Source organism: Rhodococcus sp. KBW08, assembly GCF_003852455.1.
GTDB classification, from domain to species: Bacteria; Actinomycetota; Actinomycetes; order Mycobacteriales; family Mycobacteriaceae; genus Rhodococcus_F; species Rhodococcus_F baikonurensis.
Map to the genome: position 1 here is coordinate 26,270 of NZ_QAJJ01000018.1, position 14,123 is coordinate 40,392.

The 14,123-nt window shown below is 62.8% G+C and carries 15 protein-coding genes; 3 read left to right on the forward strand and 12 right to left on the reverse strand.

Annotated elements, in window-relative coordinates; translation table 11 throughout:
* Positions 1-17 precede the first annotated feature (17 nt).
* Complete coding sequence (locus DBV08_RS23825) at positions 18-707, forward strand: vancomycin high temperature exclusion protein (RefSeq protein ID WP_124569086.1); 690 nt, start codon at positions 18-20, stop codon at positions 705-707.
* A 95-nt stretch (positions 708-802) separates the two neighbouring features.
* Here the strand turns inward: DBV08_RS23825 and DBV08_RS23830 are convergent, their stop codons facing one another.
* The 8 genes from DBV08_RS23830 to DBV08_RS23865 form a co-directional block, all read right to left on the reverse strand.
* Positions 803-1,639, reverse strand: a complete 837-nt coding sequence (locus tag DBV08_RS23830) for a methylamine utilization protein (RefSeq protein WP_124569087.1) — start codon at positions 1,637-1,639, stop codon at positions 803-805.
* A gap of 74 nt (positions 1,640-1,713) precedes the next feature.
* The gene (locus DBV08_RS23835; protein ID WP_095972028.1) at positions 1,714-2,037 is read right to left on the reverse strand and encodes a cupredoxin domain-containing protein; all 324 of its coding nucleotides are present in this window, start codon (positions 2,035-2,037) and stop codon (positions 1,714-1,716) included.
* Entirely contained in the window at positions 2,037-2,384 is a 348-nt protein-coding gene (locus DBV08_RS23840; RefSeq protein WP_095972029.1) for a plastocyanin/azurin family copper-binding protein, read from the reverse strand. The genes DBV08_RS23835 and DBV08_RS23840 overlap by 1 nt, the downstream gene beginning before the upstream one ends.
* A gap of 28 nt (positions 2,385-2,412) precedes the next feature.
* On the reverse strand, positions 2,413-4,002 hold the full coding sequence (locus tag DBV08_RS23845; protein WP_124569088.1) for a multicopper oxidase family protein: 1,590 nt from the start codon (positions 4,000-4,002) through the stop codon (positions 2,413-2,415).
* On the reverse strand, positions 3,999-5,318 hold the full coding sequence (locus tag DBV08_RS23850; RefSeq protein ID WP_124569089.1) for a hypothetical protein: 1,320 nt from the start codon (positions 5,316-5,318) through the stop codon (positions 3,999-4,001). Before DBV08_RS23850 ends, DBV08_RS23845 begins: the two co-directional genes overlap by 4 nt.
* Positions 5,315-5,986: a methylamine dehydrogenase light chain gene (locus tag DBV08_RS23855; protein WP_029256402.1), complete on the reverse strand. Its 672-nt coding sequence runs from the start codon at positions 5,984-5,986 to the stop codon at positions 5,315-5,317. The genes DBV08_RS23850 and DBV08_RS23855 overlap by 4 nt, the downstream gene beginning before the upstream one ends.
* A 75-nt stretch (positions 5,987-6,061) precedes the next feature.
* Entirely contained in the window at positions 6,062-6,670 is a 609-nt protein-coding gene (locus DBV08_RS23860; RefSeq protein WP_095972032.1) for a redoxin domain-containing protein, read from the reverse strand.
* Between the two features lie 43 nt (positions 6,671-6,713).
* Positions 6,714-7,304 (reverse strand): MauE/DoxX family redox-associated membrane protein, encoded by a 591-nt coding sequence (locus DBV08_RS23865; protein WP_124569090.1) that lies wholly within the window; start codon positions 7,302-7,304, stop codon positions 6,714-6,716.
* A gap of 348 nt (positions 7,305-7,652) precedes the next feature.
* Between DBV08_RS23865 and DBV08_RS23870 the strand changes: the two genes are divergently transcribed.
* Entirely contained in the window at positions 7,653-9,191 is a 1,539-nt protein-coding gene (locus DBV08_RS23870; RefSeq protein WP_124569091.1) for an APC family permease, read from the forward strand.
* The gene (locus DBV08_RS23875) at positions 9,188-9,973 is read left to right on the forward strand and encodes an IclR family transcriptional regulator (protein ID WP_124569092.1); all 786 of its coding nucleotides are present in this window, start codon (positions 9,188-9,190) and stop codon (positions 9,971-9,973) included. The genes DBV08_RS23870 and DBV08_RS23875 overlap by 4 nt, the downstream gene beginning before the upstream one ends.
* A gap of 2 nt (positions 9,974-9,975) precedes the next feature.
* Here the strand turns inward: DBV08_RS23875 and DBV08_RS23880 are convergent, their stop codons facing one another.
* From DBV08_RS23880 to DBV08_RS23895, 4 genes are read right to left on the reverse strand one after another with little or no spacing between them, the layout of a single operon-like run.
* Positions 9,976-11,298, reverse strand: coding sequence for a bifunctional adenosylcobinamide kinase/adenosylcobinamide-phosphate guanylyltransferase (locus tag DBV08_RS23880; protein WP_124569093.1), 1,323 nt, complete (start codon positions 11,296-11,298; stop codon positions 9,976-9,978).
* Positions 11,298-12,086 carry an ABC transporter ATP-binding protein gene (locus tag DBV08_RS23885; RefSeq protein ID WP_124569094.1) on the reverse strand — a complete coding sequence of 263 codons (789 nt, stop codon included), beginning with the start codon at positions 12,084-12,086 and terminating at the stop codon, positions 11,298-11,300. Before DBV08_RS23885 ends, DBV08_RS23880 begins: the two co-directional genes overlap by 1 nt.
* Positions 12,083-13,117: an iron ABC transporter permease gene (locus DBV08_RS23890; protein ID WP_124569095.1), complete on the reverse strand. Its 1,035-nt coding sequence runs from the start codon at positions 13,115-13,117 to the stop codon at positions 12,083-12,085. Before DBV08_RS23890 ends, DBV08_RS23885 begins: the two co-directional genes overlap by 4 nt.
* 7 nt (positions 13,118-13,124) lie before the next feature.
* A complete protein-coding gene (locus DBV08_RS23895) occupies positions 13,125-14,084 on the reverse strand; it encodes an ABC transporter substrate-binding protein (RefSeq protein ID WP_124569096.1) in 960 nt (319 codons plus the stop codon).
* Between the last annotated feature and the right edge of the window lie 39 nt (positions 14,085-14,123).

Here is a 14,123-nt window from a genome sequence, read left to right on the forward strand (position 1 = left end):
TGTGGTTTGATCGAAGAATGGACGAAGCCGCTGCAGATCCGGTGAAACCGCCGCGGAAGCGCCGATGGCCTCGATGGGTCGCAGGCGTTGCGGTGCTCGGAGCAGTTGTCTACGCGGGCTCGATCGTGTGGATTTCCGTGGCGTCGGCCGGACATACGTCAGACGCCGCCGATGCTCCCGACGCTCCGGTAGTGATCGTGCTGGGCGCGCAGATCAAGGACGGTAAGCCGATGGCGTTCCTGAAAGGGCGACTGGACGCAGCAGTCGAACTGGTGGAAGCGGGAAAGGCTAAAGCGGTCCTGGTCTCCGGCGACGCGAACGGAGGCTCGGGTGACGAGATCGCGGCGATGACGAACTACCTGGTGGAGCAGGGAATCGATGAGCGTCGCATCGTCGGGGATCCGTACGGCCTCGACACCTATGACACCTGCTTCCGGGCCATACATACGTATGGGGTGACCAAGGCGTTGATCGTCACTCAGGGGTATCACGTGCCCCGCGCTGTGGCGCTGTGCCGAGACGTCGGCATCGATGCCGACGGGGTGAACAGCGATTGCGGGTGCGCAACTCCGACGCTGATCAAGAACGCCGCGCGGGAGTGGGTTCTTGCCAAGCCCAAGGCAGCGCTGGACATGCTGTGGAGTCGGGACGCAAAGGTGACGTCGCCGTCGGAGGACTCGGTCCAGGTGGCGCTGTCGATTCCCTGACGCGGGGTGAGTGTGCACGGTTTCTGTCGAGTGAACACACGCTCCCGAGAGTCGGAGCGTGTGTTCACTCGAGATGAAGGGTGCTAGCTCGACAGTCAGATCAGTGCTGCGGCGGCGAATGCTCCCAGTGCGATCAATGCCGCGCCGGTGACGCTCTGCACGCGACGGTCCACGACGCACATGATCGAGAGGAATCCCGGCATCGAGCCACCACGCTTGGTGTGCACGATTGCCGCGAGGCTGGGCATGCAGCGGCCAAGGGATACGACCGTGAACAGCGCCGCGCCGAGAGCCGGTGAACCCGAGGCGATGACGCCGAGCGCCAGGAGGTAGTACGCACTGGAGCGGATGAAGATCAGAAATCCCGGACCGATGATCGCGCCGAAGATCAGCGAGACCTTCCAGGGCGCCATGGTGCGGCGCAGATGGCGCGGAAGCTGTTGGCGCCGCATCGGAGTCGGCATCCTCACTGCCCCCAACTCGTGCAGCCCGTATGCAACCGCGACGACGGCCCAGATGCCCAGCGCCCAGCCGATCGGGACGTAGCCGGACATCGTCGCACCGAGAGCGCCGATCAATGCCCCGGTGACGGCCCCCGTCGTGACCGAACCCAGTGCGTGCCAGCTGAGTCGGCGGACGGGAGTCGAGGATCCCTTCCGATCTACCTGCTTCGGCGCGGCAACAACTCCGGCGACGGACATTCCGCAGGTCGACCAGTTCGCGGCCAGCGACGTAACCAGTCCGGCGCCGATAACAGCTGTGGTCAAAGCTGTTGTCGCAGATGGCGTGGCCACGAGTGCGAGGCCGGCACCCGCAGCAGCGCCCGCCGCGACGAGGCTGACACGGGTCGCGGTGCCGACGGAGCCTTGAAGGGTCGGCCGGATGTCAGGAACATCGGTCTGCAGTGGGCCGTGTGAGAGAACAGTAGTCATCGGATCCTCCGAAGTGTTTGTCGTTCAGGAAAAGTATTGAGTCGAAGTCGCAGCGAAAAGTGATGAGCCAGAGTTCACAGCACTGTGATGACTCCGATCATGTACGGGTGGACGGAGCACGAATACTCGTAGACGCCGACGCTCTCGAACGTGTGCCGGAACGTTCCGTCTCCGGTGATACCACTGTCGAACAGGCCGGGTGATTCCACGTGATGCAGGAGTCCACCGTCGTCGAAGCGCCACTCGACGGTGCCGCCGTGTTCCACGGTGACGTCCATCGGGCTGAACTGAACATTGCTGATCTCGACCACCACGTCGGGGACGGGATCTTCTGTGCCGCAGGACGAAACACACGTCGCTGTGACGGCGAGGACGAAGCCGGCGATCCACCTCCTCACTATTGAACGATCACGGTGCCCACCATCATCGGGTGGGGCGTGCAGTGGTAGGTGAAGGTGCCGGTGTCGTCGAACGTGTACGAGAAGGTTCCCTCGGTGAGCAACTCGCTCTTCAGTTTCCCGTCGAGATCACCGTTGCCGACCACGTCGTGGGGGAGTCCGCTGTCGTCGAACTTCCATTCGACGGTCTGCCCCTTCTCGATGGTGACCGATGCTGGTGTGTACGCCATGTTCTTCACCTCGATCACGACGGCAGGTTCGTCCGACGACGCACCGGCGTCACTACTGCAGGCGGTGAGGCTCAATGCCGCGCAGGCTGCGAGGAAAGCGGGAACGAGTTTCTTCATGAGGGGGTTTTCTCCATTCTTCGACTTGTCAGCGGACGTAACGCAGATTTGCCGTCATGCCTGCTTCGAAGTGGTAGGTGTTGTGGCAGTGGAACATCCACTCGCCGGGATTGTCGGCGTCGAACTCGATGGCGAGCTCGGTGCCGGGTAGGACGTTCACGGTGTCGCGGCGAAGCCCGCCGTAATCCGGTACCGCAAAGGTGTGGCCGTGGGTGTGCATGGGATGCCACATCGTGGACGTGTTCTTCATCGTGATGCGGACCCGTTCGCCCTGTTTCATGACGAGCTTGCCCGCATCGGCTCCCGCCATTCCCCACACGTATCGATCGCCGGCCTGGATCAACTCGATGTGGTAGTCGCGATCAGGCGTCTTCGTCTCGAGTCGTGCGGATTCCGTTGGCCGGAGTTCGCTTTCGGTTACCAGCCGCCCGGCCAGTTCCGAGAGGTTTCCGCCCACATCCGGGTTCGCCAGGGCCAACGCGTCGGTGCTGCGTAGGACGGTCGACGCATAACCATCTCGGCCCTCGACCTTCGCTACCACCGGCCATGTTCCCGACTTCACCGTCACCAATACGTCGTAGCGTTGGGCCATGCCGACGATGATTGTGTCGGCAGGAGTTGGCTCCACGTCGTAGCCGTCGGTAGCGACGATTGTCATCTCGTGACCGGCCACAGCGAACCGGTACGGAGTTTCGGCCGCTGCGTTGATGATTCGTAGTCGCAGGGTCGAACCGGGCGCTGCAGTGACGACAGCAGGATCATCGGGTGGCCGCCCGTTGATCAAGTGCAGCGGATACGCGATGTGTTGAGTCATCCCGCCGAGTGGTTCGGAAGAACCGTGTCCGCCGCTCACCAACTGCTGCGCGACGGACATGTCGGCTTCCGAGTGTTCCGCCGGAGTTGTTGCCCCACCGCCGTGTCCGCCGTGCCCGCCCGAAATTGCCGGGTTCAGGGCCATCAGGACGGAATCCGGGTTGGTTCCCAATCCGTCGAGCCAGTCGTCGAGCACCAGGACGGCATCGACGTCGGCCCCGGTGGTGTCGTTCGGATCCTCGACGATCATGGCGCCGAAGAGCCCCCGATCGGCCTGTAATCCGCTGTGCGAGTGGTACCAGTACGTTCCCGGATCCGGGGCGATGAAGTTGTACTCGAAACTTGAACCGGCGCCGATGGGAGCCTGCGTGGTGGGTGCCGCGCCGTCCATGTCGTTGCGGATTCGAATTCCGTGCCAGTGCAGTGTTGTTTCGGCGTCGAGGCCGTTCTGGACGCTGACGTTCACCCGGTCACCGGACTTCAGTCGAAGTTCCGGAGCCACCGCAGCGCCTCCGTACGTCCACGTGTCCACGAGGCGTCCGCCAAGATCTACCGTCGAAAATCCGGCGGCAAGGGCAAACGCAGCGGTGGTCCCGTTCCAGGCTCGCGCCGATTCTGCGGCGGCAACTTCGGGGTCGGCGGGCAGGATGTAGTCGAGATCGGTCGTGGGCGTCGGAGATGCTGCAGTGGAACTGCATCCGGCAATCGTCCCCATGGCGCCGAGCCCGAGTGCTCCGGCGCCGAGTGCTCCCAAACTCAGGAAGCGGCGTCGGCCCATCACCACACCGGATCCGGGACGGCTCATCGGAGTACTTCTGGTGTGATCAACCCGCTGACATCCCCGACGTTGCCCGAGACATCGACGGAACTGACCTGCTCGCCGGTGCTCGCGTTGTAACCCACGATCTTCTGCGGAGCGGAGCCTTCGACTTCTGGTCCTGTACCGAGCACGTAGAACGTGGCGCCGTCGACGGAGAAGGTCATGCTCTTGATGTCTGTCAGGCCGAGGTCTGCAAGCGTCAAGCTCTTCACCGGGGCGAAGGTCGTTGCATCGGACAGGTCGATCTTGACCAGTGAGCCTCCCCGAGCAGAGTCCGGATGAATAGCCGTGTCCGTGTACGCGATTGCGAGCCGGGTTGCGTCGGCGTTGATGACGTTCTCCGAGAATCGTCCGGAGTCCTGCCCAGCGTTCCCGATCGGCTTGACACCTTCCTGAGGCAGTCCGTTGGAGAAGTCGAAGACGTACACATCGCCGTTCTCACTGACCAGCAAGGCTTTTTGTGCTTCCGATGCCCACGTGACCTTTCGGGTGGAGACAAAATCTTCGGGTAGGACCTTGCTTCGGGCGGTTTCCTTGGGAACACCGTCGTCACCGATCGTGACGTGTAGCAGTTCCCGGGAGTCCTCGCAGACGCTGTACAGCTCGTGATCGACCATCCACGTGAACGGACCGCAGCCGACTATCTGGAGTGCGCCGGTTGCTTCCTTCTTCTCGAGATCGACCACTCTGATGCCGTACAAACCGTCATCCCAAGTGACAAAGAACTTGCCGTCCGAGGTCACCGCATTGGAGCCGGGACGGGAATGTACGCGTGCGACGTCCGGAAGCATGACCTCGGCTGGTTCCAGCAGGTTGCCGGAGTAGGTGCTGACCGTGAAATCGGCTGCGCCACGGGAACCTCGGGGGCGCCACACCTCCGCAGCGAGCACCGCAGGATCTTCGGCGGAATCCCCGACGAATCCGTGAATGACCGGATCCCAGATGCCCGGGCCGACGGTGATCCGGCTCTCGGCCACACCGGTCTTCGGATCGATGACGTTGACGCTGAGCTCGAGCTGGCCGAATCCACCTTCGACGCCGAGGAGGCGGTCAGCTGCGATCGGGGTGATCGAACCGACGTGCAATGGCTCGGGAATGGTATCGCCGATTTCCTGGTCGTCGTGTCCGAGGGAGATTCCCTCGCCCGGAGCAGCGAACGGAACTGTCGGATAGGTGACATCACCTGCGCTGGACGGTTCGTCGTTGTCGGACGAACTGCAACCGGCCAGCGCGAGTACGACGGTGAGTGGGATGACGGCAACGGCGGGGCGCGCCAGTTTTCGGGTTCGCGGACTGCTCATGATCCGGCACCGACCTTGGGGCGCTCGGCCGGTCGAGTCTGGCAGTCCTCACCGATGATGGGCGCCATCGTGCAGGTGTATGCCTGAGACTCGTCGGAGACACACCAGATGATTTCCTGGTCGTAGCTTCCGGAGACCGGGTTGTACATCACGGCCTGCATGTCCGGTTCGCCGCAGAATGCGTTGGAACACGAAGGCGCACCACAGCAGTCGTAGTAGGCGATCAGATAGGTCTTACCGGTATCAGGGTTCGTGCAGCATCCGACCCAGAACTCTGCGCCGGGCTTGCTGCCGGGGGCGCAGGTGGTAACACCGCCGCCGTTGCATGCGGCACAAGACGTTCCGTCCATGTTGCACCAGCGCCAGTACTCGCACTCGGCCGGATCTTTACCGTCGTAGACAGGGACAAGGGGTTCGGGGCCAGGTGCCGGTGCAGGAACCTCGGGCTCTTGGGCGAAGGCACTGCGCGTCACAGGAAGTGTGCTGATCAGTGCCACTCCTGACACACCCATGGTCCACTTGCCGATCCGACTGATCATGGACCGCCGCGAAACTCGTTCGGAAAGTTTGCGTCCGGTTCGACTGGTGAGCGAACCGCCTTGGCCGGCCATCCATTCGGCCTGGGCCTGAACTGTCGCCTCGTCGACGGGATATCGGTTCTCCGTCATGTTGTGCTGCGGGAATTCATTGTCGTCCAACGATTTTCTCCTGATTCGTGAAGAGGATCGAACTGTGCGGGAAGATCAGGCCGCGCTGCCGGATTTCGCCTGGGCATGAAGGTGCTGGAGTGAGGGGGTGCCGGTTTCGAGTGCATTGAGCAGGCTTTCCACCTGAGCCATGTGATTGCACAGGCCCTTCCCTCGGATCTTGCCGTGCTCGTCGAGAATCACGCCGTACGGAGTGGTGCCCACCTGGTACGCGATACCGACGTCGCGAGCGTCGATGTAACTGAGCTCGGAACCGATCCCGCTGCCGGCCAGGAACTCGCGATGCTCCTCGGGTGTTCCGTCGGAGATGATGATCACGTCGAGATCCGATTCGGCTCGGGCCATTGCCCTTACGCCGGGAAGAAGGCTCTTGCACGTCGAGCAACTCGGTGCTGTGAACAGCAGGAGTTGGGGCTTGTCGCGGTGACCACCGACTCCGACGGTTCGTCCTTCCTGGTCGATCAGACCGGCAAACGACGGGCCGACCTGTTCGACCTTGGGGCCGGTATCCATCATCCGGGCGCCAAGAGGTCCGAGACGTACTTGGACGCGGCCGATTTCACGAGCCAGAGCAAGAACCATCAGGAAGAGAACGGCTACGGCGATCACCAGGATCACAGTCGCGACGAGAAGGAAAGTGGTCATCGTGGAAGTCCTGCCTTCGAGTTTTCGGTGCGGTGAGTGTGGTTCACGAGCCGTACCGGGATGTGGTTTCGGCGGTACGGAGTCGGATGGAGGCGCTCGACAGGTAGTCGTCGACAGGGCGTCGCCCCAGATGGACCACCGAACGAATCTGTGCGAGAGCAACTCCAGCCAGAACGAGGAGGAATCCGAAGGTCGCCGCCACGACCTGGACGCCGATCTCAGCCTGTCCGGCGGTGGCCGCCACTGCCACAGCGATCACCGCGAGTGTTCCGGCACGAACGGCGTGGAACCATCCGATTCGCGGAATCTCGCCGACTCCGAATGCAAAACATCCGCAGTCCAGATCGCGTCGCCCACGCAGGAGGTTGATCGTGAGGCCCGTGAAGAACGACGCGAACATGACGGCAGCAGCCAAGGCAGCGAGGCGTTGGGCAACGCCGAGAACCAGAAGGATGCCTACGACGGTTTCCGCGACGGGAAGGATGCGAGCGATCGGCGCTTCGAGTCGTACCGGTAACACTTTGTATCCGCGCACTGAACGAAGGACCCCGTCGTGCTCGTTCAGCTTGGGAATGCCGGCGAGCAGGAGAACGAATCCGATGATCGCCGAAGTGGTGGCGCTGACCAAGCCCATGCTTCCTCCGTTCCTCTCAGGTAGTGCCGGTGGTGTGTGGGACACATCCTGTACGGGCGATGCTGCGAACCCGCGTCGACCGCGCTACGCCTGGACGAGGTGCAACTGAGAGAGCAGTTGTCGTGTGAGAATCGGAGAACTCGCAGGTGAAGCCGCTGCCGGCGGGGCAGGGCATCGTCGGCTGCCCTGGATCCGGCATGACGCTGGGTGGGAAACAGAGTCGGATTCCCACTTGAAAGTTCTGTGCGCGCCATCGTCGAAACTGCGCGGAAACATAAGCGGACTAACTTGACCGAATTCTGACAATTCGCTCGTAGGTTCGGGCCTGGACGCGACGGACGGTGAGACATGGCCGTGAGTGCGGCACTGCGTGCAGCGATCACGCGAGCGCAGAATGCGGATCAACACAGTGAGCCCGTGTTCTCCCCGCTCCGTGGTCTCGGACGGGGACGTCTGACCCCGATCGATCTGTTGGGGCAGTCACTCTCCACGATCGCACCCGCAACGGGAATGGTGTTCATCGCCCTGTGGATGATTACCTACAGTCCCGGTTACGTCGGGTTGGCTGCGATTGCTGCGACAACTTCGGCTGTTTTTCTCGTTGCGTTCTGCATCACTCAGTTCACACGGAGACTGGCCGCAGCAGGATCGTTGTACAGCTTCGTCTTCCAAGGCTCCGGTATCCGGGCGACACTGACAGCGGGCGCGGCACTGGTGCTCGGGTATCTCGGAATCTCGGTTTCGGTTTTCTCCCAGGCAGTTCCGAGTCTGCTCGATACCATCGCCATTGTCGGACCCGACGTGCGGGGGACGGCGGCGACGGTGATCACGACGGTGGCGATTGCCCTGGCCGTCGCGTGGATTGCAGTGCGAGGCGTTCGGTTCGCCACTCGAGCGATCCTCGTTGTCGAGGCGTGCTCGCTGATTCTGATCGTCGTAGTCATGCTGGCGACGCACAGTGACACGACAACTGCTGTTGCCCTGCCGAATCCGTCGCTGAGTGCAGTTCCGTTTCTCGCGATGCTGACGGTACTCAGCATGGCGGGCTTCGAAAGTTCGGCCTTCTTCGGCCCAGAAGCGAAGCGACCACTCATCAGCGTCACACGCACGGTCCTCATTTCGCCGATCATCTGCGGGGTCCTCTTCGTTTTTGCGGCCTGGGCGGCGATGACCGGCCACGGCGCAACGATCGTCGGAGCGTACTTCGAGGGAACGGCATCCGGGGCCAGCGCGGAGGTGGTTCTGGCAGTCAAGATCGGAATGACGTGTTCCTGGTTCGCATCCACTCTCGGTTGTGCGCAGGCGGGTTCGCGGTTGTTGTACTCGATGGGGATCGAACGGGTACTGCCTGCGCCGCTCGCTCGCGTGCACAGACGGTTCCGTACCCCGTACGTTGCGGTACTTGCGTTCGTCGCGGTAAGTGCGGTGGGCGTATTCATCTATTCGGATACGGTTCGCGACGATTCGGGATCCTTCGACGGCGTGGTGGAGACCGCGTTGGTCTGCGCTTACACGCTGGTGGCCTTTGCTTCGTGGAAGTTCTTGCGCCGAATCGGGGAACATACTTCGCTGACCCGGATATGCACGGTGTCGGTGAGCGTCGCCGGTGCCGGTCTACTGGTCTACATCGTTCTCGACGGTGCGGTTCACGGGATGTGGGCACTGCCGATCGCTGCTCTTGCTGTTGCTGTGTCGGGGACAGTGTGGAGTTCGTTGCTTCGACGAGCCAGACCTGAAAGCCTTCTGATGCTCGGCGCTTTCGACAGCGTCGAGACGGCGGACCTGTTGCCCGGTGCTGGCACTCTGCTGATAGACGGTGACGGGCGAAGGCGACTCGTACCGGATCGTGGGACCGCCGAGGGTAACTCGCCGGAGCATGGGCGGTGACCGCGGACCGTGCAACCGCTGGTCCACGATCAGACAAACGGATCGGCGAAGAGACCCACTTCAGTGGACAACAACCGCGTGCAGTTCAGAAGGCGCTGGGGATGCTCGAGGCGGTGGCTCATCTGGGACCGGGAACAACCGCGAAGGATATCGCCACTTTTGCAGGCGTCCCTTCGGCCACGGCGTATCGCATGCTCAATCTGTTGGTGGCGGAGGGCTTCCTCGTACGAGTGCCAGATCTGTCGGGGTTCGCGTTGGGGCGTCGAACTGCCGAGCTCTCGCATGCGGCGTCGTCGAGTGGTCCGGCGCCGACGCTGCACGAGCGTGTCGAGGACATGCGGACACACACGAGGTTCGGATTGCACGTTGCGTCATTCGCCGGTGGGCGCTTGCGGTTCGTCGACAAGGATCCGGACCACGAGATCATCGGAATAGCCGCACTGCCGAAGAACCTTCACGCGAATGCGCTGGGGAAGGTTCTGTTGGCGCACGACGAGCAGTTGCTCTCGGGTTTGGAACTTCGTCGGGTCACGGAGTTCACCATCGGTGATTTCGATGCTTTGTCCGAACAGCTGAGATCGGTTCGTCTGCAGGGTTATGCATTCGAGAACCAGGAATGTCGCCTGGGTCGATCCGCGGTGGCAGTACCGGTTCGCGATCGCGCAGACCAGGTGGCCGGCGGGCTGTGTGTTCAGGGAGCGAGCGGGCGAGTGACGGAGGGGGATCGAGAGTTGGTCGGGTTCCTACTTGATTGTGCGCGTCAGCTCACCGGATTGCTCTGACGTCACCCCCGCAGGTGCTGGGGGAGTCCGGCGGTCATCAGAACCACGGACTCCGACGCACCGGCGATGCGGCTGTTCAGCAGACCGAGTAGATCACGGAACAGCCTCCCGGACTTCGTGTCCGGGACGACGCCGCTACCCACTTCGTTGGTCACGGCGACAATCGGTACCGGAGAGGCGGCCCAGGCGTCGACCAAGTGGTCGATGTCCACGTGGACGGCGCTGAGATCTCCCGTCGCCCACGCCTGATGTCGGTCCAGACATGCGGTCAACCACGTGCCGAGGCAGTCGAGCAGGATCGGTGTTGTTGCGCCTAAAAGAATCTCGGACACCTCGGAGGTCTCCACCGTCGTCCACGTCGACGGACGCCGCGCGCGATGCGACGCAATTCGTTCGATCCAGTCGGGATCGTCGTCCTGCGGATCCCCGGTGGCGATGTACGTGACGTGCCGGTAGCCGGCAAGCAAGGCCTCTGCGTAAGTGGACTTGCCCGAACGGGCGCCACCGGTGACCAGAGTTCGATGGCTCTGTCCTACCCCGATCTCGAGCGCAGTTCCATCCGGAACCGCTCGCGCCCCGGACACACGAAGTGCCTCGGCGAGTTCGTTTTCGACTGGGTTGTGGTGTCCGAGGTGTACGGCAACCACATCGGTTCTGTCGGTGATCGCGGTGCAATTGCGTAGCTGTGACACGGTTCTCGCGAAAGTCGGCAGATCGTGGTGCCCGGTGCCGTGGTCAGTCTTGTAGCCGAAGGTCTCTTCGAGAAAGACGGCGTCGAAACAGGCGTCGGCGAGGGCGTCGACAGTGGATTCAGGCAGAGGTCCGGTGTCGGTGGCCCAGAAGACTCGGGTCCCGGATGCGTCGGTGATGTCGTAGAGAAGGGTGGGTACTTCGTGCGCGGCTTCGAGTGTGCGAACACGATAGGTGCCCAACATGATCAACTGACCGGGCTCGAGCGGCGTGAAGGTCACCGGATCGGCGGGGCCTACCCAGTCTCGGCAGAGATCGAGCGCGTCCGGTGGCCCGAGAACCTGTAGTGGTTCGGTGCGACAGGCCCATGACCGGAACAGCAATGCCATCGGGCCCAGATGGTCGGGATGAGAGTGCGTCAGCAGAATGTGTTCCACGCCTGCCAATGTGCGTCCGTAGCGTGACGCCGCTCGCGGTACTTCCGGACCACAGTCCAACAGGATTCGGTTGTCCACCAGAGCGGCAGTGTGCCCGCGAATGGTTCCACTCGACAAGGCCGCCAGACAGGAAGGGCAGGTACAGAACGGGTTCGGCCAACCGTCAGCAGCACCGGTGCCGAGCAACACCAGTTCCATCAGCGCGTGCCTTCCTGCCGAATCGGAACAACTATGGGACCGCTGGGCCGGTCCAGGATTTCGACCCGAGCTCCGTACACACGGCCGAGAAGGTCGGCTTGCAATACCGCTGAGGGCGCGCCGTCGGCGACGACGCGGCCTTTGTCCAGCAACACGATTCGTCGCCCGTATTGACCTGCGAGGGTGAGGTCGTGCATCGCGGCGATGACCGTGATGTCGTCGGCTTCTCGCAGCTCCTCCACCAAGTCGAGAACCTGCTGTTGGTGGCCGATGTCGAGAGCACTGGTGGGTTCGTCCAGGAGCAGTACCTGCGGCTCTTGAGCCAGTGCCCGAGCCAGGACCACGCGTTGCAATTCGCCGCCGGAAAGTTCGGTGGCTCGTCGATCGGCGAACTCGGTGAGGTCGAGCCTTTCGATCACCGAGGAGATCACCGAACGATCTGTGGCGGTTTCGGTGCCGAAGCGTCGGAGATACGGTGTACGGCCGAGCGCAACCAGTTCGGCAACCGTGGCGCCCTCGGGTACCACCGGACGCTGAGGCATCAGCGCGACGACGGCGGACATGGCCTTGCGGCTCGAACTGCGTGGGTTGAGTCCCCCGACGGTGAGTTCACCGGTGGACGGAATCAATCCAGCGAGGGCATGCATCAAGGTCGTCTTGCCGGCGCCGTTCGGCCCGACCACGGCAACCCAATCGCCGGGTGTCACATCGAGATCGATGCCGTCGACGACGTCTTTGCCGCCGAGGTTGATTCGGAGGTCGCGGCATCGCACTGCGGTGTCGGTCATGCGGAAACTCGACTGCGGCGCAGAACCAGAAGGAAGAACGGGGCGCCGATCATCGCGGTCACAACGCCGATCGGGAGTTCGGCCGGCGCCATGACCGTGCGGGCGGCGACGTCGGTGAGGACGAGAAACGCCGCACCCAGCATGAGTGACAGGGGGAGAAGCAGCCGATGCGACGGGCCGACGACCAGTCGAACCGCATGGGGAACAACGATTCCGACAAAGCCGATGAGCCCACTGGCGCTCACTACTGCAGCTGTTCCCAGTGTTGCAGCGAGCACCAGTACCAGGCGCGATCTGGCCGGATCGACGCCGAGGCTGGAGGCTTCGACGTCACCTACCGCCATCACGTCGAGTACGCGCCGGTGTACGAGGATGACGACAGATGCGAGCACGACGTACGGCAGGACGACCAGAACTTCCGACCAACCGTCGGTGGACAATCCGCCGAGCAGCCAGGAATAGACCTCACGGAGTGAATCGTCGAATCGCTGCTGAACAAAAGTCTGCGCTGCATTCGTGAACGCCGCGACAGCGACACCGGCGAGGATGATGACTACCGCGTTCTGCGGCCCGCCAATGCTTCGGCCGAGCGAATATGTTGCGAACACGGCCAGCACACCACCGACGAAGGCGGCCATGGGAATTCCGAACATGCCCAGGGCGCCACCCGAAACGATGGCGAGGGTCGCACCCAGTCCGGCTCCGCTCGAAACGCCGAGGAGATACGGATCCGCCAAGGGATTTCGGAACACACCTTGGTATGCGGCGCCGGCCGCGGCCAACATGGCTCCGACCAAGGCGCCCAGGATTACTCGCGGAAGCCGGATCTGCCAGAGAATCGCCTGCTGTGTCGCGGTGAGACCGGAATCGATGTTGATGCCGGGTATTCCGTCCAGAAGTTCGAGAATTGTCCGATCAGGCGTCAAACCGGCCGGCCCCACCAGAACACCGATCAGCAAGGCAGCGCACAGAATCAGCGCGGCGCCGAGCAGAACGGCCGTCCGATGATGGGAGATACCGGCTTTGATCATCGAATGCTCAGGCCGCGGGAACTTGGGCAACGATGGCCGCGACAGCCTTCACCTGATCGGCGACACGAGGTCCCCACCGGCTGGAGAGGTCTTCGTCGAGCACATGGATCTGGTTGCCGGTAACCGCTTTCATGCCGCTCCACCCGGGTCGGGCGGCGACGGATTCTGCAGTCACTCCGCAGCATTGGGAGTCTGCGAGAAAGATGAGATCGGGATTGGCCTGCACCACGAATTCGGCGGACAGCTGCGGATAGTCGCCCTGCCCCGCGGCGTCGGCGATGCTCTTCATTCCGAACAGCGAGTAGATCTGCCCGACGAAGCTCGAACTCGTGACGGTGTAGAGCGAGGAGTCGAGTTCGTGGAAGTACGTCAGCGGCTGTTGGCGCGCAGGAACACTGGCGACAGCGGCGTCGATGTCCGAGCGCATGGCGTCGACAACTTCGGTGCCCTTGTCCTCGTGGCCGGTGGCCGTCGCGACGCGCTCGATTTGGGCGTAGACGTCGTCGATGCTGGTCGCTGCCGGTAGCAGGAGTGTCGGCACCTTCGCCTTTTGCAGTCCGGAGACAAGATCGTTCATGTCATCGGACGCGATCACCAGATCCGGTGCGTAACCGAGGATGGCCTCGACGTTCGGTTGAAAGCCCGAGAGATCGGTGACCGGGATACCGGCCGGGTAGTCGGACTGATTGTCGACGGCCTTCACCTGGTCGCCCGCGCCGACGGCCCACAAGGTTTCCGTGGCGCTGGGACTGAGCGACACGATCGACTGCGGACGTGACTCGATGGTGATGTCCGTGCCGGAATCCGTGGGACCGGAAACAACAGTCACCGGGAACGAACCGTCCGAGGCGGCTGTGGTCGTGGGTGCGTCGGACGTCGAACTACTGCAGGCACCGGCAAGCAGTGCGGTGCTCACCGTCAGCGCTGCAAGTACGGATCTGAATCTACGTGTCGGCCGAGTACTCACAGCCACCCCTCCGCTAGTGGACGAGGGCCGCGAGCAGCG